A 23117-nucleotide genomic window follows, 5' to 3' on the forward strand; every position below is an offset into this window, starting at 1 on the left:
GGAGCCGGATCGCATGCCCGAACTGTCCAGCCTGTGGTGGTTCTTCACTGCCTCACTGGTGCTGCTGCTCATCCCCGGCCCGTCCGTGCTCTACGTGACCGGCCGGACCCTCGACCAGGGGCGCCGCGCCGGTCTGCTGTCCACCCTCGGCCTGGCCTGCGGCGACCTCGTCCAGGTGCTCGCTGCCGTGGTCGGCCTGTCCGCCCTGGTCGCGTCCTCGGAGACCGCCTTCAACGTGGTCAAGTACGCGGGCGCCGCCTACCTGGTCTGGCTCGGCGTCAAACGACTGCGCACCCCGGACCCGGACCCCGCCGCCGCACAGGCCGACGAGGCGCCCGCCCGCTCGCCCCGGATCTTCACCGACGGTCTGGTCGTCAACGCCCTCAACCCGAAGAGCACCCTGTTCTTCCTCGCCTTCCTGCCCTCCTTCATCCACAGCGGCAGGGGAGCGGTCTGGTCCCAGACCCTGGTCTTCGGACTGGTCTTCGTGGTGGTCGGCATGGCCACCAACGCCGGCTGGGCGCTGCTGAGTTCACTCATGCGCCAGCGCGCCCGGAAGAGCCGCGGTTTCCTCCGCGCCGAGCGGTACGTCGTGGCCGGAGTCTTTTTCGTCCTCGCCGCCGCCACCCTGGCGACCGGCCTCACCAGCGGCTGAGCCGCCCACGGGAGCCCACCGAGATGACCGACACACCCACCAGCACCCCGCCGGTGACCGCCCACCACCTGCTGGCGGGCAACGAGAACCCCTACCCGCCGCTGCCCGGCGTGCTGGAACGGGCCACCGCCGCCCTGCACACCCTCAACCGCTACCCCGACCCGGCCGCCACCCGTCTGGTCGCCGCCCTCGCCGACCACCTGAACGTCCCGTCGGCCCATGTGGTGGTCGGCCCCGGCTCGGTCGGCGTGCTGTTCCAACTGGTCCGCGCGGCCGCCGGCCCGGGCGACGAGGTCCTGTTCGCCTGGCGCTCGTTCGAGGCCTACCCGGAAGCGGCCGAGCTCGCCGGGGCGACCGCCGCCGCCGTTCCGCTGGCCGACGGTGAGGTCCACGACCTCACCGCGATGGCCGCCGCCCTCACCCCGCGCACCAAGGTCGTCCTGGTCTGCAACCCCAACAACCCGACCGGCACCGCCGTCCCGCCCGCCGAACTCGTGAAGTTCCTGGACGCGATACCCGACACCACCCTGGTCGTCCTGGACGAGGCCTACCGCGAGTTCGCCCCCGAGGACACCCCGGACGGCATCGACCTCTACCGCACCCGCCCCAACCTGGTCGTCCTGCGCACCTTCTCCAAGGCCTACGGCCTGGCCGGCCTCCGGGTCGGCTACGCCGTGGCCCACGACACCGTCGCCGCCGCGGCCCGCGCAGTCGCCCTGCCGTTCGGCGTCAGCCGGATCGCCCAGGACGCCGCCGTGGAGTCCCTCGCGGCCGGCTCCGAACTGCACGACCGGGTCCGCAACCTGGTCGCCGAACGCAACCGGGTCCAGGCCGCGTTGCGCACCCAGGGCTGGCCCCTGGTGGAGTCCCACGCCAACTTCGTCTGGCTCCGGCTGGGTGAGCACACCTCGGCCTTCGCCGCGTCCTGCACCGAGGCCGGGATCACCGCCAAGGTCTTCCCCGGCGAGGGTGTCCGGCTCAGCATCGGCGAACCCGACGCCAACGACGCCGCCCTCGCCGTCGCGGCCGCCTGGCGCGCCCGCACCGCCTGATCTCCCTGGGCCCCGGGCCCCTCGGGAGCACGTACCCGCAGGGCCCGCCGATCCCCCTGGACGACGCGCTGTGCGAAGCGTCAGGGGAACGTCCGGCCAACGTCCTTCCCCGACGTGCCGGTGCACGGGCAGTGTGCTGTGCGGACAAGGGGCGCCCCTGTGCCCCAGGCCACCGGATCACGGAGGAACCATGCGTCGTCGTATCGGAGCATTGATGGCTGCCGCCTCGCTGGCCGGCATCAGCGTCGTCGGCATCTCGGGAACCGCCCACGCGGGCACGACGGGTTCGGTGAGCATCTCGGTCCCCGGCTGCATCGGCCACCTGAACCTCGCGCCCAACTGGGCCTACGGCCACCTGGACTCGTACACCACCACCTGCTGGCTGACGGTGTTCGACCGGAACGACCAGACCGGAAAGGTGTCCTCCCAGACCATCTCCTACGGGCCCGGCGGGAGCGGTGACACGGGCCAGTTCTACCACGACAGCGTCGTCCACGCGGTTGCCATGGCGATCTCCAACGGCAGCCAGAGCAACGACACGGCCTGGTACCACTGAGGCCTCTGATCCCGGGGCAGTCCTGGGCCGGTGAGTCGCAGGACTGCCCCCAGCACCGACCGCTGCTCCGGCCGCCCCGTTCGGGACTCGTGACCGGGGCCGCCAGGCGCACCGCCTATGCCGAACGGGGCGGTTGCGGCGCGGGAGGGCACCTGTCCAGGCGGGCCCGGACGGCATCGGCGTCCCGGTGCTGCAGGTCCTCCAGGATGGCGAGGCTGCGGGCCCAGGCCGCCCGAGCGGACTCGACGTCGCCGAGCGCGAGGTGGGTGTCGCCGAGATGGGTGTGGATGTCGGCCTGGAGGAAGTAGTCGCCGACCGCCACCCGCAGCCGCAGGGACTCGTGGTAGGCGGGAAGGGCCTCGTGGTACTCGCCGAGGCGGTGGTGGATGAAGCCGATGCTGTCCCAGATGGACGACTGCCCGGGCAGGTTGCCCGCGTCGCGGGCCAGCTCCAGGGCTCGCCGGCAGTGCGGGAGGGCTTCCCGCAGCTCGCCCTGCTGGGCCAGGTACCAGCCGATGCTGTTGAGCGCGAGGGCCTGCCCGGACGGGTCGCCGATGGCCTCGAAGAGTTCGAGGGCCCGGCGGGACTCGGCCACGGCCTCGGCGTCGCAGTGCTCCTCGCCGTGGGCGATCGCGAGGTCGAGCCGGGTCCGGCCCTCCCGGGGCCGGTCGCCGAGTGCCTCGAACAGGCCGAGTGCCAGGCGCAGTTCGCCCTGGGCCTCGGGCTGGCGGCCCTGGGAGCGGTGCACCTGGCCGAGCCAGCGGTGCGCGTGGGCCTGGTGGCCGAGGTCCCCGGTGCGTTCGGCGGCGGCCAGCGCGGTCTCGCTCGCCCGCTGCCACTGCTGCCACAGCCCCGACTTGAGCAGGTAGGGCACCTGGGCGCCGACCAGCTGCCAGGCGTGGACGTCGGCTCCGGTCCGGTGCGCCGCGTCGACGATCCGCTCCAGCACCGGCTGCTCCTCCCGGTACCAGTCGAGCGCCTCCTGCCGGTCGGCGAGTTCCTCGGCCGCCACGCCGGTGGCGGGCTCCGCGAGGTCCAGCGACTGCCAGGAGACGTCGTCGGCGTAGGCGAGGCTCGCCGCGCGGTGGGCGGTGTGGAGGTAGTGGTCGAGCATCCGCAGGGTGGCCGCGGCCTGGCCCTGCGGGGGTTCGAGGGCGGCCGCCTGCTCGGCGGCGTAGGCGCGCAGCAGGTCGTGGAAGGTGTACCGGTCGCGCTCCGGCGCGGTGATCAGATGGGCCCGGTGCAGCTCCTCCAACAGGGCGCGGGTCTCGGGCAGCGGCCGGCCCGCGAGGCTCGCGGCCGCCGCGGTGCTGACGGACGGGCCCGGGTGCAGGCCCAGCAGCCGGAACAGCCGGGCGGCCCGCGGAGTCAGCGCACGGTAGGACCAGGAGAGCACCACCCGGACGTCGGCGTGGCTGTCTCCGGCCGACAGGAGGTCCAGGCGCGCCCGGGAGTCCCGCAGCTCGCGCGCCCACACCTCCAGCGGGGTGCCGGGGTGCTCGGCCGCCCTGGCGGCGGCGATGTTCAGCGCGAGCGGCAGCCGGGCGCACAGCTCGGTCAGCTCGTCGGCGGCCTCCTGCTGCTCCGCGACCGTCGCCGCGCCCAGGCGGCGGGCGAGCAGTTCGCGCGCCTCCGCGGGGGAGAGCACGTCCAGGGCCAGCGGTACGGCGCCGTCCAACGCGACCAGTCCGGGCAGCCGGTTGCGGCTGGTGACCACGACCAGGCAGGTGTTGGAGCCGGGGAGCAGCGGTCGGACCTGTTCCGCCTCGCGGACATTGTCGAGGACGATCAGCGTGCGGGTGCCCGCCAGCCGGCTGCGCAGCAGCGCGAGCTGCCCGTCCGGGTCGGCGGGGACGCGGAGGGCCGGGACGCCCAGCGCCTCCAGGAAGCCGCGTGCCACGTCGGCGGCGTCGACCGGGGCGCGGGCCGGGTCGAACCCGCGCAGGTTGGCGAAGAGCTGGCCGTCGGGGAAGCGGTCGGCGACCCGGTGGGCGAAGTGCACGGCCAGGGTGGTCTTGCCGACGCCCGCGGTGCCGGCGATGGCCGAGATCACGACCGCGCCGCAGCCGGGGGTCACGTCGGCGAGCAGGTCGTCGAGCAGCTGGAGTTCCCTGGTCCGGCCGGTGAAGTGGCGGATGGCCATCGGCAGTTGCTGCGGACCGGTCGGAGCCGTCGGAGCCGTCGTACCGACGGGGGAGACGGCGGGGCCGCCGCCGGGTACCGCCCCCGGTGCGTCCGTCCTGGCCGGCCGACCGACTCCGTCCGCTCCGTCCGCCCGGTCCGCACCCTCCGGCTCCGTGACCTGTCGGGCGTCCGGATCCCGCGCGGCGGCCAGCCACTGGGCACGGGTCTCCGGATCGAGGCCGAGGGCCGCGGCGAGCCGGACCACCGACGACATCCGCGGGCGGCGCCCGCCCGCCTCCAGGGCGCTGATCGACCGGGCCGACACCCCGGAGCGCTCCGCCAGTTCGTCCTGGCTCCACCCCGCCGACAGGCGTCGCTCCCGCAACAGCGCAGCAAAAATCGCAGCCCCCACAGATCCCCCCGGTGCCTGTGATCCGCGGCGTCGCCTGGCTTCGCCCGTCCGACCCGGATCGCGAACGAGCGTAGCCCCACGGCGCCCAAGTGTCAGGTCAACGTCAGGTCAACGTCGTGGTCGGCGCGCCGGCGACGGGGCGAAGATGGACGCCTGGCGGACCGGTGCGAGGAGGAACGATTGAACGCCCGCAGGACTGCTTCGCGTCCGACCGGGGGTCCGGTCCGGGTCGTCGCCGCCCCCACGGCATTCGGACACACCGGAGGCTGCGTCGACGTGACCGACTGAGCTACCGGTCCGACGCGCGGTGCCCCCCACGGTACCCGCTGTCGGACCGGTCCGCAGGCCGCGGCGACGGGGGTGCCGCGGCTCGCCGGGAGCCCCGCGACGGCCGACCGCAGCCCGGCCGTCGCGGGGGCACCGGCACCGATTCCGCCGCAGGTCGAACGGTGTCATGCTGAGGCCATGACAGATCACATCGAGACCGCCCCGGCCCGTGACGGGGTGCAGGACGGGGGCCGACGGCGGGAGTTGGCGGCGGCGACGGTGGGGTCGGTGGTCGAGTCCTTCGACTGGAACGTCTACGCCGTGCTCGCGCCCTACTTCGCCGCCGACCTGTTCGGCCACGGCAAGGGAGGGGTCAGCGGTGTGCTCGCCGCGTACGCCACCTTCGCGGTCGGCTTCGTGGCCCGGCCGGTCGGCTCGTACCTGATAGGCCGGCTCAGCGACACCCGGGGGCGGCGCTTCGCGCTCAGCCTCGGCATGGCCGTCATCGCCGTCGCGAGCCTGGGCATCGCCACGCTGCCGGGTCAGCGGACCATCGGCGCCTGGGCGGCGGTGCTGGCCGTCGTCGTACGGGTGGTGCAGGGCCTCGCCTTCGGCGGGGAGGCGCCGAGTGTCGCCGCGTACGTCACCGAGACGGCCCCGCCCCGGCACCGCTTCGCGTTCAGCTCGGTCTCCTACGGCGGGATCATCCTGGGTTCGCTGCTCTCCTTCGGGGTGCTCACCCTGCTGATCCACACGATCGGCAAGTCCGGTTTGGAGAACGGCGGTTGGCGCTGGGGCTTCCTGGTCGCCGCGCTGCTGGGACTGGGCGCGTTGTGGGTGCGCCGGGCCGCGCCGGAGAGCGCCGAGTTCCACCGCGCCCGGGCCCGGGTGCGGCCGGGCGCACGCCCGTCCTTCCTGCGCACGGTCCGCGACCACCGCTGGGCGGTGCTCACCGTCTTCCTCAACACCCTCGGCGGCACGGTCGGTTACTACTTCGCCCTGACCTACCTGCCGCAGTACGCCGCCGCCTACCACGTCATCGACAAGGAGCGGGCCGCCTCCTTCATGACGGTGGTGCTGGCGATCGTCCTGGCCACCATGCTGCTCACCGGCGCCGCCGCGGACCGCTTCGGCCTGCTGCCGGTCGCCCGGATCGGCTTCGGGCTGCCGATCCCGCTGGTCGGGATCCTGCTGGCCGGGCTGCGCGGTGGCTGGCTGCCGTTCCAGGTGGTGGCCGTGCTCCTGGGAATGACGGTGGCGACGGTGCTCGGCACCCTGAACGTCTTCACCGGGCTGCTGTTCCCGACCGAGGTGCGGGCGGTCGGCCTCGGCGTGGTCAACGCGGCCACCATCGCAGCCTTCGGCGGCACCTTCCCGCTGCTCGCCGAGTGGCTTGACCACCACAACGGCCTCGGGGTGATTCCGGTCTACGTCACGGTCTGCACCGCGGGACCGGCGTTGGGTCTGCTGACGGCCATGCGGGTGCCCTCGTTCACCGCCGCCCTCCGGCAGGCGGAACCGGACGTTCAGCGGCCACCGGGAACCGCCTGACGGGTGCTCACGTCCTGTGGTTGAGTGGGGTCCGGACCGGACGCCGGACGGGGAGGACGAGGCGACAGTGGACAGCAACGAGTCGGAAAGCTGGCTGATCGAGACCGATTTCGAGCAGCCACCGCAGGTGGACCTGCGGACCGACCGGGCGCACTCCGCGCGGGTCTACGACTACCTGCTCGGCGGCAAGACCAACTTCCCGGCGGACCGCGAGGTCGGCGACCGGGTGCTCGCCGACCTGCCCACCGCCCGGGCCGGGGCCGCGGCCGCCCGCGCCGTGATGCACCGGATGGTCCGCCGGCTGGCCGAGGAGCACGGCATCCGCCAGTTCCTGGACGTCGGCACCGGCATCCCCACCGCGCCCAACCTGCACGAGGTCGTCCAGGCGGTCGACCCGGCCTGCCGGGTGGTGTACGTGGACAACGACCCGATCGTGCTGGCCCATTCGCGCGCGCTGCTCACCAGCACGCCCGAGGGCCGCACCGCCTACGTCGAGGGCGACCTGCGCGATCCGGAGAAGTTCCTGGCCGACCCGGCGGTGGCCGCCACCCTGGACCTCACCCGGCCGGTCGCGCTGACGCTGATCAACATCGTGCACTTCCTCTCCGACGAGGCCGCGCACCCGCCCGTCCGCAAACTTCTGGACGCCCTGCCCTCCGGCAGCTTCATGGCCCTGACCGCGGGCACCGCCGACAACGCGCCGGACCAGGTCCCGGTGGGCGCGCGCCGCTACGCCGAGGCCGGGATCGAGGTGTACGCACGCTCGCACGCCGAGGTCGAACGCTTCTTCGCCGGGCTGGAACTGGACGACCCGGGCGTGGTCCTGGTCAACCGCTGGCACCCGGAGCCGGGTGCGGCCGACGGTGAGGTCTCGCTGTACGGCGGTGTGGGCCGCAAGCCGTAGCACCCGCCGCCGCGGTCACGGTGAGGGCGCCATGGCGAGCCCCGCCGAAGCGGCGCCGCGGCTGAGCACCACGGTGCGGATGTGCTCCAGCGCGCGGGCCCAGTCGGCGCGGCCGGGGTCCCGGCGGACGGCCTCGCGCAGGTCGAGCACCCGGTAGGGCGGGCCGAGGTCGGTGATCTGCGGGACGAACTCGGCCCGGCTCACCGTCCACCGCTGCCCGGGGGCGGCCGGCGGGCTGACGGTGAAGCGGGCCATCGAGCTCCAGTTGCCGCGCGGGTCCTCGGCGTTGTCGTAGGTGAACATGTGTCCGGCGAGCTGGTCGCCGAGGCCGTACACCGTCCAGGTGTCGCCGATCTTCTCGTAGGCCTGCGGAATGTGGGCGTGGGTGCCGAGGATCAGGTCGATGTCGGGCCGGCCCGGGCCCTGCCCGGCTGCGGACAACTCCTTGGCCAGGATGAGTTGTTGTTCGTTCGGAGCGTCCTGCCACTCGGTGCCCCAGTGGATGCTGACCACCACCAGGTCCGCGCCGCCCGCCCGGGCGGCGCGGGCGTCGGCGAGGATCCGGTCCCGGTCGATCAGGTTGACGGCCCAGGGCTCGGCCTTGGGCAGCGCGATGCCGTTCGTCCCGTAGGTGTAGGCGAGTTGGGCCACCGTGGCGCCGCCCGCCCGCAGCAGTGCGGGCCGCCCGGCCTCCTCGGCGGTGCGGGCGGATCCGGTGTGGGCGAGCCCGACGGCGTCCATCGCGTCCAGGGTGCGGCGGATGCCGGCCGGGCCGTCGTCCAGGGTGTGGTTGGAGGCGGTGTCGCAGGAGGCGTACCCGGCCTCCTTGAGCGCCTTGGCGACCTGCGGCGGGGACTTGAACGTCGGGTACCCGGTGTACGGTCCGCCGTCGGCGCCGTAGACGGTCTCCATGTGGCAGATCGCCAGGTCGGCCGCGCCGATCACCGGCTTGACGCCGGCCAGCATGGGGCCGAAGTCGTAGCCGGAGCCGCCGGCGTCCTCCTTGGCCTGCTGGATGATCTCGGTGTGCGGCAGCACGTCGCCGGTGGCGAGCAGGGTGAACGCCCGTGGCCCGGTCGGGGTGGGCGTCGGCGTCGGTGCGGCACTGCCCTGGGCGGCCTGCCCGGAGGGGTGCGGGGCGCCGCAGCCCGGGACGGCGAGCAGCAGGGCGAGGGCCGTGACGGCGGCCCGGCGGCGGAGGAGGGGCATGGTCGGCTCGTCTCACGATCGGATGGTGTGACCAACCCTCCGAATATGCGGGCGCCCGCTCCGCAGGTCGTCGGCCCCACGCCCGCAGGTCACCCGGCGGGCCCTGGGTCCCGAAAAGTAGTGACCATGCGTGACCCCTTGTACGCGGTGTGCGGATGTGCTGACATATCCACGTCAATTTTGACGAGGGGCCGCGGGTGAGGCGCTCGGACCGTGCCGCGCCGTCGTGCCGCGCCGTCCCTGCCTCCGTGGACGATCGAAGGGGAAGTCCATGCTGCTCCGCACACTGGCCGCCGCGGCCGCCGTATCCGCCGCGGTGGTCGGCTCACCGACCTTCGGCGGGGACTCGCTGCCCACCCCGCCCGACCGGATCGTCATCGACGTCGCGACCGTCAACGGCTCCGGCTGCCCGGCCGGCTCGGCCGCGGTGGCCGTGTCGCCGGACAACACCGCCTTCACCGTGACGTACAGCAGCTACCTCGCCCAGGTGGGAGTGGGCTCCAAGCCGACCGACTTCCGGAAGAACTGCCAACTCGACCTGCGGGTGCACGTCCCCCAGGGCTTCACCTACGCCATCGCCTCCGCCGACTACCGCGGCTTCGCCCATCTGGAGAACGGGGCGAGCGGCGTCGAGCGTGCCAACTACTACTTCCAGGGGGACTCCGGGACGACCTACCGAAGCCACCGCTTCGACGGCCCGACGGACGACAACTGGCAGGCGACCGACAGTGTCGATGTCGCCGCCCTGGTCTGGGCCCCCTGTGGCGAGGAACGCAACTTCAACATCAACACCGAACTGCGCGTCTCCGCCGGCACCTCGGACCAGGCCCACACCACCAGCTTCATGACGATGGACTCCACCGACGGCAGCATCAACACCGTCTACCACCTCGCCTGGAAGCAGTGTCCCTGATACGAGGGCGCGCCCGGCCCCGGCGGTGCCCCGGCCGCCGGGGCCGCGGCGCGCCCGGAGGTGAGCGACCGTCAGTAAAGCGATCGCCTTTGCATGCTCATGCCGTTACAGTGCTGCGGGTCCCGCCCCCTCTCCACGCGAACGGGCCCACTCGGCAGACGGAGCGTCATGACCATCGCACGCAGGTCCATCCTCAAGGGCACCTCGGCGGCCGGAGCCGCCCTGGCCGTCGGCGGCGCGACCGCCCAACCGGCCTCGGCCTCCGACGGACCGGCCGACGGCTCGCCGGGCGGAAACGCCGACGGCCCCGCGAGCCCGCTGCTCCAGGCCCGCCCGCACCGGATCGGCACCCCCAGCGTCAGCGGCCTGCACCTGCAGTTCGGCACCGACCCCGCCACCGAGATGACCGTCTCCTGGATCACCCCGCAGTCCGTCCGCCGCCCGCAGGTCCGGCTCGGCTCACCCGACGGCGGCCTCGGCAAGGTGGTCCAGGCCGAGACCCGCACCTACCGCGACGCCCTCGGCAAGGACGAGGTGTACGTCCACCACGCCAGGCTCGGCGGTCTGCGCCCGGGCACCACGTACCTGTACACCGCCGGGCACGACGGCGCGAGCCCCGAGACCGGCAGCTTCACCACCGCCCCGCGCGGCCGCACCCCCTTCACCTTCACCAGCTTCGGCGATCAGGCCACCCCCAACCTGCGCCGCCACCTGGTCTTCCCCGACGGCATGCCCTCGCCGCTCGGCAAGTACCCGGTGTACACGAGCAACCAGATCGGCTCCCCGTACGCCGCCGACATCGTCGCCGCCGTCGAACGCGTCGGCCCGCTGTTCAACCTGGTCAACGGCGACCTCTGCTACGCCTCCTACAGTGGCCGGCACGGCGGGAGCCGCACCGCCACCTGGGCCGACTGGTTCATCAACAACAGCCGCTCGGCGCGGCTGCGCCCCTGGATGCCCTGCGCCGGGAACCACGAGAACGAGAGCGGCAACGGCCCGATCGGCGCCGACGGCTACCAGACCTACTTCACCCTCCCCGACTCCACCGCCGACCGCGACCAGGAGACCCGGGGCATGTGGTACGCCTTCACGGTCGGCTCGGTGCGCTTCATCAGCCTCGCCAACGACGACGTCGCCATCCAGAACTCCGGTGAGACCTATCTGCGGGGTTACTCCGGCGGAGCCCAACGGCGTTGGCTGGAAAGGGAGTTGCGAACGGCTCGGAGCAGCCGGGCGATCGACTGGATCGTGGTCTGCATGCACCACCCGATGATCTCCAGCTCCAAGCACGGCTCCGGCAGCGACCTCGGCGTCCGAGAGGCCTGGGGCCCGCTGTTCGACGCCTACGGGGTCGACCTCGTGGTCAGCGGGCACGAGCACTACTACGAGCGCTCCCACCCCGTCCGCGGCACCCTGCCCAACGACACCCGCACCCCGGTGCCCACCGGCACCGACCCCGCGGTCGCCGACACCGGCCGTGGCACCGTCCACATGGTCATCGGTGCCGGCGGCAACGCCGCCACCACCCAGGACGACCTGTTCGAACGCCCCCAGGGCCGGGTGGTCATCGGCCTGGAGGACAAACCCGCCCCCGGCGCCCCCTACCGGGAGTCGATCTGGCTCACCGAGGACGCCCCCTGGGCCGCCTACCAGGACCGCACCAACACCCACGGCTTCGCCGCCTTCGAGGTCGACCCCGGCGACCGCCGCGGCGGCACCACCACCATGCGCGTCACCTACTACACCTTCGACGGCCCCCACGCCGACCTCACCCCGGTCGACACCTTCACCCTCCACCGCCCGCGCACCGACGGCCACGACTGACCCGCCCCCGGCGCCCGCGGGTGACCTGGGCGCCCTGCCGCAGGACCCGGGCACCCCGTAGCCGCCCGGCGGACGCGAATTAGAGGACAGCCCCCAGCACGGAATCGGGCCCGGTGCACCCGACGCACCGGGCCCGATCCGCCGTTCGGGGGGCAACGGCCCCTTCCCGGTGTGGCTCCGGGAGCGGCGTCCGGAGCGCTCCTCTATGAATTGACCGGCGGGTCCGGCCGGGGCGGCAGCGGCGCGGACGCCGCCTTTCCGACGTGTGCGTGTCCGACCGAGGGAGCTCCCGTGACCGACACCCCCTGTGCCCCGGACCGCGGCCGCGGCGCCGCTGCCGTGCTGACCGGGCTGGGCGCGTGGCTGCCGCCGCGCCGCGTTCCCAACAGCGAGCTGTGCAACCGCATCGACAGCTCGGACCAGTGGATCCGCGAGCGCATCGGCATCGCCGAGCGCCGGTTCGCGGAGCCGCACGTCGCCACCGGGGACATGGCCGTGGAGGCCGGAGCGCGGGCCATGGCCTCCGCCGGGATCGGCGCCGTGGACGCGCTGGTGCTGGCCTCGAACACCCCGGACCGCCCGTGCCCGGCCACCGCGCCGTGGGTCGCCCACCGGCTGGGCTTGCCCGCCGTGGCCGCCTTCGACGTCATGGCGGGCTGTTCCGGGTTCGTGTACGCCTGCACGGTCGCCGCCGGTCTGATCGCCTCGGGCACGGCGCGCCGGGTCCTGGTGATCGGCGCCGAGACCATGACCGCCCTGGTCAACCCGCTCGACCGGGCCACCGCCCCGATCTTCGGTGACGGGGCTGGCGCCGCCGTCCTCGAAGCGGGCGCGCCGCACGCCGAGGGCGCCCTGGGGCCGGTGGTGTGGGGCAGCGACGGCTCCCTCTCCGACGCCATCTCCGTACCCGCGGGCGGTGCGCGCGGGCGCCACCGGCGGAACCGGACGGCACCCGAGGAGCACTTCGTGCACATGAGCGGCAACGAGGTCTTCCGGCACGCGGTGCGCAGGATGACGGCGGCCGCCCGGCACGCGGCCGCCGAGGCCGGCTGGGTGCTCGGCGACGTCGACCGGCTGATCGCCCACCAGGCGAACCAGCGCATCACCGCCACGGTGGCCGACCTGCTGGAGATCCCCGCGGCGCGCGTCCCGTCCAACATCGAGCAGGTCGGCAACACCGCGGCCGCGTCCGTGCCGCTGCTGCTGGCCCACGCCGCCGACCAGGGGGAGCTGAAGCCCGGCCACAGGGTGCTGCTGGTCGCCTTCGGCAGCGGCCTGGCCTGGGCGGCCACCACGCTGGTGTGGCCGGCCGGCCTCAGCGCCCGCCTGTCCTGACACCCTGCCCGTTTCCGACACCGCCCGTCCCGACCCGCCCGTCCTGCCTGCCCGCGGCCGCCGCGTTGCGGGCGGGTCGTCTTCCACCGGAGGGAATCGCGCATGACGTTCGAGCAAGTCAAGGAGATCCTCACGGACAGGTGCGGCCTTCCGTCCGCGCCCGTCACCCCCGACGCCCCGCTCGCCAGCGCGGGCGTCGACTCCATGGCCCTGGTGATGCTGTCCCTCCACCTGGAGGACCGCTTCGGAGTGGAGATCAGCGAGGACCAGCTCTCCACCGCGACCTGCGTGGACGACATGGCCAAACTCATCAGCCGGTACGCGGTGAGCCGTTGATGACCCGTCCGTCCCCGCCCCGCCCCGCCGGGGACACCACCCCCACCGAGGAACTCCACCACCTGCGCTGGCAGGACATGAACTACGTCTGCCGGGTCGTGCACACGGATCCGGACGCCGGGCACTGGCGCGGACCGCATCCGGTGGCCGAACCCCTCCTGCTGCTCGGCGGCGCCCTCCAGGACATGTACGCCTGGCCCCGTCTGGAGCGGCGCATCGCACCGCACACCCCGGTGATCCTGGTCGACCTGCCCGGCACGGGCACCGCGGACGACCTGCCCGAGGAGGAGGGGTTCGACACCCTGGCCGCCGCCGCCCTGCACCTGCTGGACGACCTCGGCCTGGCCCGGGTCAACGTCCTCGGCGCCTCCTACGGAGCGCCGATCGCCTACCGGATGGCCCAGCGCCGCCCGGACCGGGTGAGCCGGCTGCTGCTGTCCGGCGCCACCCACCGGGTGACCGGCACCATGCGGGCGTTCCTGCGGGAGGCGGTCAGCCACATCGAGGGGACCGTCCCCGGGCCGGGCGAGTCCCTGGACGACGCGTGCCCGGCACTCGGGCTGTACGCCGACCGCCTGGTGAGCTACCTCGTCAACACCGAGGAGCACCAGCGCGTCCAGCAGTCGGCAGCGGTGCAGCGGCTGCTGCGCAAACAGGCCCTGCGCACCACCTGGCGGCAGGCCCGGCGCCACGCGGCCTGCCACCGCCGGGTCCTGGAGCCCGCCCTCCTCCCGCAGGGCGGCGTCACCGGCGTCCCCGCCCTGGTGTTCACCGGGGAGCACGACATGACCACCTCCCCGCGGCAGAACCGGGACGTCGCCCGTACCATCGCCGGCTCCACGATGGTCCTGCTCAAGGAGGCGGACCACATGGCCCACCTGGAACGCGACGCCGAGTACGCCCACCTCGTGCTCCGCTTCCTGCGCGACGAACCGCTCGACGGCCTGGACTTCGCCTACACCGCCTGAGCACGCCACAGCCCGCCGGACGAGAGAGCGAACGCCCAGGACACCCACCCGCCCGTGGCGACAGTGGCGCACCGCGACGGAACTGACCACCGGCCCGTCCGACGACGTGAAGAACGCCAGCCGGCGCTTCCTCCTCTACGGAGTGCTGCCCCTGTGGTTCGCACCGGCCGTCGGCGACTGGGTCATGCACCGCCGTTCGCACATCGAGGACACCAGCGGCCTGCGGGAATCCCTCGTGCACGCGCTGATGATGGCCGAGGCGGGCACGCCCGTCGTCCTCGGCCTGGTCGCCGAGATCAACCCCCTGGTCCTCGCCACCATGGGCGCCGCCGCCCTGGCCCACGGCGCCACCGCCCTGTGGGACGTCACGATCGCCACCGGCCGACGCGACGTCACCCCGTTCGAACAGCACATCCACAGCTTCCTGGAGGTGCTCCCGCTCACCGCCGTCGCCTTCACCGCCTGCCTGCACTGGGACCAGGTCCGCTCGCTGGCCCGCGGCGGCGGCACCCGCCGGGCCTGGCGCCTCAACCCCAAGCCCCACCCCCTGCCCGCCCGCTACCTGACGGGCTTCGCCGTCGCCACCGCGGCCCTGGTCGCCCTGCCCTACGGTGAGGAACTGCTGCGCTGCGCCCGTGCGGAGCGCCGCCGGGCCGCACCCTGACGGTGCCCCGGGTTCACCCTCCGGTGTCGTTATTCCGGGTGAACGGGCGCGGCGCGTCGGTACGGTGAACCGCGATCTCCCGGCGCGGACGGCTAGGACGGGGGGATGCGTCTTCTTCCCCTGACCGCGCTCCTCGCGGTCCCACTCGTCCTGTTCCCCGCCGCCGTGCCCGCGCAGGCGTCCCCGACCGCCTCTCCGGTTCCCTTCGCCGCCCTGCCGCTCGACGGTTCGACGGAGCCGCCGCCCGAGTACCGGTACACCGGCGCCGGGTTCGACGCCTGCTCGGCCCCGCCGGCCGAGGCCCTGTACATCTGGCGCACCGCCTCGCCGTACGGCGCGGTGAACATCTACAGCAGCGGCAGCCAGCGCGCCTGCGAGCAGGACCGACTGACGCCGGAGTGGGTCGCCACCGTCCGGGCGATGGGGTGGAAGCTGGTGCCCACCCACGTCGGCCTCCAGGCGCCCTGTGCCAAGCGCGCGGACAAGCCGCTGCGGATCGACCCGGAGCGGGCCGAGGAGCAGGGCGGACAGGAGGCGGGCGAGGCCGCGGCGGCGCTGGGGGAGCTGGGCCTGGGGCCCGGCAGCCCGGTGTACCTCGACATGGAGGCCTACCCGGTGGGCGACCCGGTCTGCAGCCGGGCGGTGGTCGACTTCACCGTCGGCTGGACGAAGGCCCTGCACGCGGCCGGCTACCGGTCGGGCTTCTACTCCAGCATGGACTCCGGGATCGCGGACCTCGTCGCCGCCGCCCGGGCCGGCCGGGCCCCGATGCCCGACGCCGTCTGGTACGCCCGCTGGGACGGGCACCCCTCGACCAGCGGGGATCCCGGGCTGCCCGACGACCTGTGGGCCGGCCACCGCATCCACCAGCACCGGGGCAGCGCCGACGAGACGTACGGAGGGGTGACGCTCAACGTCGACCCCGACGCCCTGGACGGACTGGTGGCCGGCCCCTGAGTCGCGACGTGCCGGGCAGGGCCTAACCGGGCGCGACGTCCTCCTCGGGCGCGATGTCCTCCTCGGGGGTGTCGGGCGTCGCGCTCCGGTCGGCGTCCCGGCACATCCCGCAGGCGGCCCAGTAGGGCCAGGGCCGGCCGTCGATGGTGGTCCGGTGCGGTGCGAGCGTCATGTCGGAGGTGTCCCGCCCGCACAGGGTGAGCGGGCCGCAGACGCCGGAGGCGTCCGCGGGGGCGGTGTGCGCGAGGCGCACCGAGTCCTGCGGGTCGACCGGCTCCTGGTCGGTGCCGAGGAGCCGGACGTTGGTCGGAGTGTCGGGTTCGAGCACGGTGACGGTGTCCATCTCCTCAACCTCGCCCGAGCAGCCGGATGTTGCACCCGCACGGCGGCATATGGACCAGTCGGCGGCCGGACCGGTCGGCGGCCGGCCGCCGGGTCAGTGCCGGGGCCGTTCCTCCAGCGCGTGCAGGACCTTGTCCAGGGTGATCGGCAGGTCCCGCACCCGCACGCCGCAGGCGTGCCACACCGCGTTCGACACGGCGGCGGCCGTGCCGACGATCCCGATCTCCCCGATGCCCTTGGACCCCATGGCGTTGACGTGGGGGTCGTCCTCGGCGAGCCAGTAGGCCTCGATCGCGCCGACGTCCGCGTTGGCCGTGATGTGGTAACCGGCCAGGTCGTGGTTGACGACATGACCGGTGCGCGGGTCCAGCACGCTCTGCTCGTGCAGGGCCATGGACAGCCCCATCGTCATCCCGCCGATGAACTGCGAGCGTGCCGTGCGCGGATTGATGATCCGGCCCGCGGCGAACACGCCCAGCAGGCGCGGCACCCGAACCTCGCCGGTGTCCAGGTGGACGTGTGCCTCGGCGAACTGCGCCCCGAAGGCGTGCATCGCGTGGCGGTCGTCGGCCGGTTGGACGCTGCCGGACGCCTCGGCCCCGTCCGGCGGCTCGCTGCCGTACTTCGCGCGGAAGGCACCCGCCGCCTCGACCACGGCCGAGCCCCAGGTCGTCATGCCCGAGGAGCCCCCGGCCACCGAAGCCATCGGGTAGTCGGTGTCGCCGATGCGCACGTCCACCAGGGCCACCGTCACGCCGAGCGCGTCCGCGGCGATCTGCGCCAGGGTGGTCCAGGTGCCGGTGCCGAGGTCGGCCGCGCCGATCTCCACGGCGTAGCGCTCCCCCTCCCGCCGGATCGTCGCCGTCGACTTCGGCATGCGGCTGACCGGGTAGGTGGAGGCGGCCACGCCCGTGCCGACGAGCCAGTCGCCGCGGCGGCGCACCCCCGGCCGCGGATCGCGCTCCGCCCAGCCGAACCGCACCGCTCCCTCCCGCAGGCAGCCGACCAGGTTGCGGCTGGAGAAGGGCTTGCCCGAACCGGGTTCGACGGCGGGCTCGTTGCGGATCCGCAGTTCGACCGGATCCAGGCCCAGGCGCTCGGCCAGCTCGTCCATGGCCACCTCGGGGCCGAACATGCCCGGGCACTCGCCGGGGGCGCGCATCCAGGACGGCACCGGGACGTCGAGGGCGGCGAGCCGGTGGGTGGTCGACCGGTTCGGCGAGGCGTACATCATGCGCGCGGGGACACCGCTCTGCTCGGCGAACTCCTTGATTCGCGAGGTCAGTTCGACGACGTCGACGGCGATCGCGGTGATCGTGCCGTCCCGGTCCGCACCGAGGCGGCAGCGCTGGATGGTCGGGGTGCGGTAGCCGGTCAGGGAGAACATCTGCTGCCGGGTCAGGGCCAGCCGCACCGGCCGGCCGGGGACCGCGCGTGCCGCCATGGCGGCCAGCACCACGTTGACGTGCGGCTGCCCCTTGGACCCGAACCCCCCGCCGACGTACGGGCAGACGACCCGCAGTTGCGCCTCGTCGAGGCCGAACACCGAGGCCAGGGCGGTCCGGGTCGGGTGCACGCCCTGAGTGGAGTCCCACAGGGTGAGGAAGCCCTCGCCCGCCGGGTCCCACAGCGCCGCCGTGGCGTGCGGCTCCAGCGGGTTGTTGTGGTACATCGCGGTCGTGTACGTCTCCTCGACGCTCACCTCCGCCGCCGCCAACGCGGCGTCGACGTCGCCCTCGGAGGTGTCGGTGGGGAGGTCCGGGTTCACCGACTCGGGCGCGTACAGGTCCTCGCGGTCGGCGCGGAGCTCGGCGTCGTGCGGCTGCTGCGCGTACTCGACCCGGACCAGGGCGGCCCCGTGCCGCGCCACCTCGGAGCTGTCGGCGACGACCAGTGCGACGACCTGGCCGCGGAAGGCGACCTCCTCGCCCTGCAGGACCGCCAGCTCCCTGTCCTCGGTGGAGGCCAGCCGCTCGGCGTTGCCGGGGGTGAGCACCGCGACCACACCGTCGAGTGCCTCGGCGGCCGCGGTGTCCAGCGCCGTGACGCGTCCCCGGGCGATCGTTGCCTGGACGGCGTGCAGGTAGGCGGCGTTCGCCAACGGCGTCTCGTAGGCGTAGGTGGCGGTGCCCAGGACCTTGACGGCCCCGTCCCGGCGGGGCAGGTCGCGGCCGACGGCTTCGGGTTCGCTCGGGAATGTCATCGGGGATCCTCTCCTGCCAGGTCGCGCAGGGTCGCGGTCAGGGTGCGGCGCAGCAGGGGGATCTTGAAGGCGTTGCCGCCGTCCAGCCCCTCGGCCGGCCGGGCGTCGGTCAGTTCCGCGTCCGCGGCGGCCCGGTAGCTCCCGTCCGACGCCGGGGCGCCGCGCAGCGCCTCCTCGGCCCGGCGGGCGCGCCAGGGCGCGTGGGCGACGCCGCCGAACGCGATGCGCGCGTCCCTGATCACGCCGCCCTCGACCTCGATCGCCGCGGCCACGCTGACCAGGGCGAACGCGTACGAGGCGCGGTCGCGCACCTTGTGGTAGGCCGACCGGCGGGCGATGGGCTGCGCCGGCAGGTCGATCGCGGTGATCAGCTCGCCGTGTTCCAGCGCCGTGTCGCGTTCGGGAGCGTCGCCGGGCAGCCGGTGCAGCTCGACGAAGGGGATGGCGCGCTCCCCGGCCGGGCCGAGGGTCCGTACCCGTGCGTCGAGCGCGGCCATCGCCACGGCCATGTCCGACGGGTGGACCGCGATGCAGTGCTCGGACGCGCCGAGGACCGCGTGGTGACGGGTCCAGCCTCCGATCGCGGAACAGCCGGAGCCCGGCTCCCGCTTGTTGCACGGGGTCGTGACGTCCTGGAAGTAGACGCAGCGGGTCCGTTGCAGCGGGTTGCCCCCGACGGTGGCCATGTTGCGCAACTGCCCCGACGCGCCCGACAGCAGTGCCTGCGACAGCACCGGGAAGCGCTCGCGCACCCGCGGGTCGGCGGCGAGGTCGCTGTTGCTGACGCCCGCGCCGATCCTGAGGGCGCCGTCGTCGAGCTCCTCGATCCCGGAGGGCAGCAGGCCGGCGAGGCCGACGACCAGGCCGGGTTCGGCGACGCCGAGCTTGAGGTGGTCCACCAGGTTCGTACCGCCGCCGAGGAACACCGCGTCCGGGTTCGCGGCGACGCTGCGCACGGCCTCCGCGGCGTCCGCGGGGGCGAGGTAGTCGAAGGGCTTCACCCGTCCACCTCCTTGCCGGCCGTCGGCCCGGCCGGCAAGGAGGTGGCCGCCCGGAGCACCGCGGTCACGATGTTGACGTAGGCGGCGCAGCGGCACAGGTTGCCGCTCATCCGCTCGGCCACCTCGGCGCGGTCCAGTCCGGGCGCCCCCGGGCCCTCGGTGACGGCGCTGGGCCAGCCCGCCGCGAACTCGTCGAGCGCCCCGACGGCCGAGACGACCTGCCCCGGGGTGCAGTAGCCGCACTGGAGCGCGTCGCAGTCGACGAAGGCCCGCTGAACCGGGTGGAGGCCGCCCTCGAGCTGCTGTCCGGCGCCCGCCGCCCCGGGGGCGAGTCCTTCGGCGGTGACCACCTCGGCGCCGTCCTGGGTGACGGCGAGCGTGAGGCAGCTCAGCACGCGCCGCCCGCCGGACAGCACGGTGCACGCGCCGCACTGTCCGTGGTCGCAACCCTTCTTGGGGCTCGTGATCCCGAGCCGTTCCCGCAGCGCGTCGAGCAGTGTCGTACGTGTGTCGACGGTCAGCGGACGCGCCGTCCCGTCGACCCGAACGGTGATTTCCCTCTGCATCGCATGAGCGTCCCCGGCCCCGGCCGCTCCCACACGGCGCACGCCACCGCGTCACACCGGCGGCGGCAGGACTCGGGACCGGAGAGGAGGGCGGGCCGGCTTCCCGGCCCGCCGCGGTGCGGGGTCAGCGGCGGAACAGGCCGGTCAGCACGTCCCACCAGCTGCGGCGCTGCGCCGGGACGGTCGCGACGGACCCGGCGGCCGCTCGCTGGGTGGCCTCCAGTGCCCGGGCGGCGAGTTCGCGCTCCTCGGCGGCCCGGGCCTCCGCCGCCCGCTCCGCCTCCGCGACCGACTCCGGGTCCGGCTCGACCTCATGGGCGGTGAACTCCACCGGCAGCGCGGTGAGGTGGCGGGAGATCCAGGCCGAGCTCCAGGTCAACTCCTCCTCGGGGACGGCGAGTCGGAGGTCCGGCAGCAGGGTGAGCAGGATGTCGATCCCGGCCTCGGCGACGTGCCGGCCGATGTCCTGTCCGGGGCACTCGTGCGGTCCGGCGCCGAAGGACAGGTGCGAGCGGTTGCCGTACAGCGGGGTGGTCAGGTCCGGCCGGACCACCGGGTCGACGTTGCCCGCGGCGAGGCCGAGCAGCAGCATGTCCCCGGCCCGGATCTGCTGGCCGCCGAGCTCGGTGTCGGCGGTGGCCCAGCGCCCGGCGACCAGGGACATCGGCGGGGAGTCCCAGAGCACCTGGTCAAGGGCCTCGCCCAGAGTCATCTGGCCGCCGGACAGGTGGGCGCGGAAGCGCGGGTCGGTGAGCACCATCTTCAGCGAGTCGGCGATCAGGTTGACGGTGGTCTCGTTGGCGGCCAGCAGCACCACCCGCAGGTGCTCCATCACCTCGTCGTCGGTCAGCCCGGCCGGGTGGGCGAGCAGCCGGCTGGTCAGGTCGTCCCCGGGGCTTTCGTGCTTGATCGCGATGGTGCGGCGCAGGCACGCCACCACGTACTCGTTGCTGGCGATCGCCGTCTCGGTGCCCTTCATCAGGTCCCGTGCGGCGTCGACGAGTTGGGGACCGTACTCGTCGGGCATGCCGAGCAGCTTGGTCATCACCAGCATCGGCAGGTGCTCGGCGAACTGGGTGATCAGCTCGGCCCGGCCGGTCGGCCCGACCACCTGGACCAGGTCGGTGGTGAAGCGGCGCACGTGGCGGCGGATGCCGCGCCGGTCGAAGCCGTTCAGGCCGTCCAGCAGGGCGGTGCGCAGCCGGCGGTGCTCCTCGCCGTCGGCGAAGACGCAGATCGGCTGCCAGGCGACCACCGGCAGCAGCGGGGAGTCGGCCGGGACCTCGTTGTTGCGAAAGGCGTTCCACAGCCGGGAGTCGCGGGAGAACAGCGACGGGGTGCGCATCGCGGTGATGTTGGCGCCGTGGCCGAGGATCAGCCAGGCCCGGTGGTCGCCGTGCAGCAGCACCGGGGCGACGTCGCCGTACTCGGCTCGCAGCTTCTCGTACAGGCCCGCCGGGTCGGCCTCGGCCTCGGGGCCGTACAGCCGGCGCAGGCCGCCGGGGCCGACCGGCTCGAGGGCGCGCCCGTGGGCGGGACAGCCGGGCGGGGGGACGGGCGCGGCGGCGTCGTCGGGGAACGGGGTGGTCACTGGGTCTCCGGTCGTTCGGACGAAAAGCGAAGGGCTCAGCCGGCGGGGGGCGCGGCCAGTTCGTACAGGTAGTGCATGAGCGCCATCAGGGTGTTCCGGCTGGATTCGCGGCTGCGCGCGTCGCAGGCGACGATCGGCACCTCGGACGGGAGGTCGAGCGCCTGGCGCAGCTCGTCGAGCGGGTAGCTCGGCGCCTCGGGGAAGCCGTTGACGGCGACCACGAAGGGCACGCCGCGGTCCTCCAGCCGTCCGATCACCTCGAAGCTGACCTCCAGCCGGCGGGTGTCCACCAGTACGACGGCGCCGAGCGCGCCCTCGAACAGGCCGTTCCAGAGGAACCAGAAGCGCTCCTGGCCGGGGGTGCCGAAGACGTACAGCACGAGCTTGTCACTGATGCTGATCCGGCCGAAGTCCATGGCCACCGTGGTGGAGGTCTTGCGTTCGACCCCGGTCGGGTCGTCCACGCCGACCCCGGCCTGGGTCATGGTCTCCTCGGTGGTCAGCGGGCGGATCTCGCTGACGGCGCCGACCAGGGTGGTCTTGCCGACACCGAAGCCGCCGACGATCACCACTTTGACCGCCGTGGTGACGGTGTCGGGCAGCAGGTCCGCGCTCGCCGGTCCGACGACCGTGTCAGAGCCGCTGTAGTCCATGGATCACCGCCTCCAACAGGGCACGGTCGGGGAGTTCCGCCGCGGGTACCGCGGCACGGGCCTCGATCCGCCCGTCGTCGAGCAGGTCCGCCAGCAGGACGGTGACCACGCTCGTGGGCAGTTCGAGGTAGGCGGAGACCTCCGCCACCGAGAGCGGCGAGCGGCACAGCCGCAGGATCGCCGCGTGCTCGGGCTGCATGGCGGGGGTCGGTTCCGCGAGGGAGACGATCAGGGTGACCAGGTCGAAGACGCCCGGCCCGGAGGGGCCGCTGCGGCCGCGGGTGATCACGTACAGGCGGTCCGGCTCGGGGCCGTCCCAGCCGCCCTGGTCGGCGGTCATGTCACCGCCTCACTGTGCTCGTTCATGTGCCCGCCCGGGCGCCGGCGCTCGTGACCGGAGGGTTCACGCGACCACCTCCGGGTTGCGCGGAGGGGCGGACAGGTGCTCGCCGATCCGGTCCACCAGGTCGCGCATCTGGTGGCTGACCAGTCCGGCGTCCACGCCCTCGTCGGCGAGCACCGCGAGGTAGGCGCGGTCACCGGCCGACATCAGGTAGAAGTAGCCGCCGTCCACCTCGATCACGACCAGCTTCATCGCGCCGTTGCCGTGCGGGAACTCGTGTCCGACGGCGGCGGCCAGGCTCTGCAGTCCGGCGCAGGCGGCGGCCAGCCGGTCGGCGGTGTCCGGGTCGGCGCCGTACTGGGCGATCCGCAGGCCGTCGGCGGAGAGCACGATGACGTGGCGCACGTACGGGACGCTGTGTGCGAGGTCGTTGAGGATCCAGTCCATGTTGCTGCGGTGCGGAATCACTGCTCGCCTTTCCCTGCCGTCTCTTCACTGGTCTGTCCGGCGCTGTTCGGTGCGGTGCTGCTGGTTCCGGTGGTGGCGGTGCTGCCCGTGGCGTCGCAGCGCGTGCTCTCGCTGCCGGCGCCGGTGCCCTTGTAGCCCTCCATGAACGCCTCCAGCCACAGGCCGGGCTGTTTCCCGGGCCGGGGCGCCGGGGCGGCCGGCCCGGCCGCGGGCCCGGCGGTCG

22 protein-coding genes and 1 pseudogene are annotated in these 23117 nt (G+C 73.7%); 12 read left to right on the plus strand and 11 right to left on the minus strand.

Annotated features, from left to right (window positions below; all coding sequences use genetic code 11):
• Positions 1-13 precede the first annotated feature (13 nt).
• The 3 genes from HS99_RS03675 (at position 14) to HS99_RS03685 (ending at position 2263) form a co-directional block, all read left to right on the plus strand.
• Positions 14-655, plus strand: a complete 642-nt coding sequence (locus HS99_RS03675; RefSeq protein WP_030279563.1) for a LysE family translocator — start codon at positions 14-16, stop codon at positions 653-655.
• A 23-nt stretch (positions 656-678) separates the two neighbouring features.
• On the plus strand, positions 679-1707 hold the full coding sequence (locus tag HS99_RS03680; protein ID WP_046386207.1) for a histidinol-phosphate transaminase: 1029 nt from the start codon (positions 679-681) through the stop codon (positions 1705-1707).
• Positions 1708-1897: 190 nt separating this feature from the next.
• Positions 1898-2263, plus strand: a complete 366-nt coding sequence (locus HS99_RS03685; RefSeq protein WP_141763644.1) for a hypothetical protein — start codon at positions 1898-1900, stop codon at positions 2261-2263.
• Between the two features lie 115 nt (positions 2264-2378).
• Here the strand turns inward: HS99_RS03685 and HS99_RS03690 are convergent, their stop codons facing one another.
• A complete protein-coding gene (locus HS99_RS03690) occupies positions 2379-4772 on the minus strand; it encodes an ATP-binding protein (RefSeq protein WP_141763645.1) in 2394 nt (797 codons plus the stop codon).
• A gap of 492 nt (positions 4773-5264) precedes the next feature.
• Here HS99_RS03690 and HS99_RS03695 point away from each other — a divergent pair, with 492 nt between their 5' ends.
• On the plus strand, positions 5265-6617 hold the full coding sequence (locus tag HS99_RS03695) for an MFS transporter (protein WP_050367077.1): 1353 nt from the start codon (positions 5265-5267) through the stop codon (positions 6615-6617).
• A 67-nt stretch (positions 6618-6684) separates the two neighbouring features.
• Positions 6685-7521 (plus strand): SAM-dependent methyltransferase, encoded by an 837-nt coding sequence (locus HS99_RS03700; protein WP_232790687.1) that lies wholly within the window; start codon positions 6685-6687, stop codon positions 7519-7521.
• A 15-nt stretch (positions 7522-7536) separates the two neighbouring features.
• Here the strand turns inward: HS99_RS03700 and HS99_RS03705 are convergent, their stop codons facing one another.
• Positions 7537-8730, minus strand: a complete 1194-nt coding sequence (locus tag HS99_RS03705) for a CapA family protein (protein ID WP_030550519.1) — start codon at positions 8728-8730, stop codon at positions 7537-7539.
• A 271-nt stretch (positions 8731-9001) separates the two neighbouring features.
• On the opposite strand from HS99_RS03705, the gene HS99_RS03710 reads away from it, so the two are divergent.
• From HS99_RS03710 to HS99_RS03740, 7 genes are all read left to right on the plus strand, one after another.
• Positions 9002-9643 carry a DUF4360 domain-containing protein gene (locus HS99_RS03710; protein ID WP_030279576.1) on the plus strand — a complete coding sequence of 214 codons (642 nt, stop codon included), beginning with the start codon at positions 9002-9004 and terminating at the stop codon, positions 9641-9643.
• Between the two features lie 168 nt (positions 9644-9811).
• Complete coding sequence (locus tag HS99_RS03715) at positions 9812-11467, plus strand: purple acid phosphatase family protein (RefSeq protein ID WP_030550520.1); 1656 nt, start codon at positions 9812-9814, stop codon at positions 11465-11467.
• Between the two features lie 291 nt (positions 11468-11758).
• Complete coding sequence (locus HS99_RS03720) at positions 11759-12802, plus strand: beta-ketoacyl-ACP synthase III (RefSeq protein ID WP_030279581.1); 1044 nt, start codon at positions 11759-11761, stop codon at positions 12800-12802.
• A gap of 102 nt (positions 12803-12904) precedes the next feature.
• Positions 12905-13138, plus strand: coding sequence for an acyl carrier protein (locus HS99_RS03725; RefSeq protein WP_030279583.1), 234 nt, complete (start codon positions 12905-12907; stop codon positions 13136-13138).
• A complete protein-coding gene (locus tag HS99_RS03730; RefSeq protein WP_030279586.1) occupies positions 13138-14106 on the plus strand; it encodes an alpha/beta fold hydrolase in 969 nt (322 codons plus the stop codon). The genes HS99_RS03725 and HS99_RS03730 overlap by 1 nt, the downstream gene beginning before the upstream one ends.
• Before the next feature lie 106 nt (positions 14107-14212).
• Positions 14213-14770, plus strand: coding sequence for a diguanylate cyclase (locus HS99_RS03735; protein ID WP_305953095.1), 558 nt, complete (start codon positions 14213-14215; stop codon positions 14768-14770).
• 105 nt (positions 14771-14875) lie between these two features.
• The gene (locus HS99_RS03740) at positions 14876-15727 is read left to right on the plus strand and encodes a DUF1906 domain-containing protein (RefSeq protein ID WP_050367079.1); all 852 of its coding nucleotides are present in this window, start codon (positions 14876-14878) and stop codon (positions 15725-15727) included.
• A 22-nt stretch (positions 15728-15749) separates the two neighbouring features.
• Here HS99_RS03740 and HS99_RS03745 read toward each other — a convergent pair whose 3' ends face one another.
• From HS99_RS03745 to HS99_RS45735, 9 genes and pseudogenes are all read right to left on the minus strand, one after another.
• Positions 15750-16070 (minus strand): hypothetical protein, encoded by a 321-nt coding sequence (locus HS99_RS03745; RefSeq protein ID WP_030279596.1) that lies wholly within the window; start codon positions 16068-16070, stop codon positions 15750-15752.
• Between the two features lie 93 nt (positions 16071-16163).
• On the minus strand, positions 16164-18272 hold the full coding sequence (locus HS99_RS03750) for a xanthine dehydrogenase family protein molybdopterin-binding subunit (RefSeq protein ID WP_030550526.1): 2109 nt from the start codon (positions 18270-18272) through the stop codon (positions 16164-16166).
• Positions 18269-19273, minus strand: coding sequence for an FAD binding domain-containing protein (locus HS99_RS03755; RefSeq protein WP_030279600.1), 1005 nt, complete (start codon positions 19271-19273; stop codon positions 18269-18271). Before HS99_RS03755 ends, HS99_RS03750 begins: the two co-directional genes overlap by 4 nt.
• Positions 19270-19839, minus strand: coding sequence for a (2Fe-2S)-binding protein (locus HS99_RS03760; RefSeq protein ID WP_030279602.1), 570 nt, complete (start codon positions 19837-19839; stop codon positions 19270-19272). The genes HS99_RS03755 and HS99_RS03760 overlap by 4 nt, the downstream gene beginning before the upstream one ends.
• A 124-nt stretch (positions 19840-19963) precedes the next feature.
• Positions 19964-21430 (minus strand): cytochrome P450, encoded by a 1467-nt coding sequence (locus tag HS99_RS03765; RefSeq protein WP_094742849.1) that lies wholly within the window; start codon positions 21428-21430, stop codon positions 19964-19966.
• 35 nt (positions 21431-21465) lie between these two features.
• Entirely contained in the window at positions 21466-22083 is a 618-nt protein-coding gene (locus HS99_RS03770) for a GTP-binding protein (protein WP_030279605.1), read from the minus strand.
• The gene (locus tag HS99_RS03775; protein ID WP_030550528.1) at positions 22064-22423 is read right to left on the minus strand and encodes a DUF742 domain-containing protein; all 360 of its coding nucleotides are present in this window, start codon (positions 22421-22423) and stop codon (positions 22064-22066) included. Before HS99_RS03775 ends, HS99_RS03770 begins: the two co-directional genes overlap by 20 nt.
• 63 nt (positions 22424-22486) lie before the next feature.
• The gene (locus HS99_RS03780; protein WP_197698027.1) at positions 22487-22873 is read right to left on the minus strand and encodes a roadblock/LC7 domain-containing protein; all 387 of its coding nucleotides are present in this window, start codon (positions 22871-22873) and stop codon (positions 22487-22489) included.
• A gap of 17 nt (positions 22874-22890) precedes the next feature.
• Positions 22891-23117 (minus strand): annotated as a pseudogene (locus HS99_RS45735) (hypothetical protein); the annotation flags it as partial.

Source organism: Kitasatospora aureofaciens (assembly GCF_001188955.3).
Lineage (GTDB): Bacteria > Actinomycetota > Actinomycetes > Streptomycetales > Streptomycetaceae > Kitasatospora > Kitasatospora aureofaciens.

Bases quoted from the DNA above. Each gene is read 5' to 3' on its own strand.
- HS99_RS03780 (WP_197698027.1), bottom strand. From the start codon at position 22,873: ATGGACTGGATCCTCAACGACCTCGCACACAGCGTCCCGTACGTGCGC.
- HS99_RS03730 (WP_030279586.1), top strand. From the start codon at position 13,138: ATGACCCGTCCGTCCCCGCCCCGCCCCGCCGGGGACACCACCCCCACC.
- HS99_RS03710 (WP_030279576.1), top strand. From the start codon at position 9,002: ATGCTGCTCCGCACACTGGCCGCCGCGGCCGCCGTATCCGCCGCGGTG.
- HS99_RS03725 (WP_030279583.1), top strand. From the start codon at position 12,905: ATGACGTTCGAGCAAGTCAAGGAGATCCTCACGGACAGGTGCGGCCTT.
- HS99_RS03770 (WP_030279605.1), bottom strand. From the start codon at position 22,083: ATGGACTACAGCGGCTCTGACACGGTCGTCGGACCGGCGAGCGCGGAC.
- HS99_RS03750 (WP_030550526.1), bottom strand. From the start codon at position 18,272: ATGACATTCCCGAGCGAACCCGAAGCCGTCGGCCGCGACCTGCCCCGC.
- HS99_RS03775 (WP_030550528.1), bottom strand. From the start codon at position 22,423: ATGACCGCCGACCAGGGCGGCTGGGACGGCCCCGAGCCGGACCGCCTG.
- HS99_RS03715 (WP_030550520.1), top strand. From the start codon at position 9,812: ATGACCATCGCACGCAGGTCCATCCTCAAGGGCACCTCGGCGGCCGGA.
- HS99_RS03680 (WP_046386207.1), top strand. From the start codon at position 679: ATGACCGACACACCCACCAGCACCCCGCCGGTGACCGCCCACCACCTG.
- HS99_RS03760 (WP_030279602.1), bottom strand. From the start codon at position 19,839: ATGCAGAGGGAAATCACCGTTCGGGTCGACGGGACGGCGCGTCCGCTG.
- HS99_RS03745 (WP_030279596.1), bottom strand. From the start codon at position 16,070: ATGGACACCGTCACCGTGCTCGAACCCGACACTCCGACCAACGTCCGG.
- HS99_RS03675 (WP_030279563.1), top strand. From the start codon at position 14: ATGCCCGAACTGTCCAGCCTGTGGTGGTTCTTCACTGCCTCACTGGTG.
- HS99_RS03695 (WP_050367077.1), top strand. From the start codon at position 5,265: ATGACAGATCACATCGAGACCGCCCCGGCCCGTGACGGGGTGCAGGAC.
- HS99_RS03685 (WP_141763644.1), top strand. From the start codon at position 1,898: ATGCGTCGTCGTATCGGAGCATTGATGGCTGCCGCCTCGCTGGCCGGC.
- HS99_RS03740 (WP_050367079.1), top strand. From the start codon at position 14,876: ATGCGTCTTCTTCCCCTGACCGCGCTCCTCGCGGTCCCACTCGTCCTG.
- HS99_RS03705 (WP_030550519.1), bottom strand. From the start codon at position 8,730: ATGCCCCTCCTCCGCCGCCGGGCCGCCGTCACGGCCCTCGCCCTGCTG.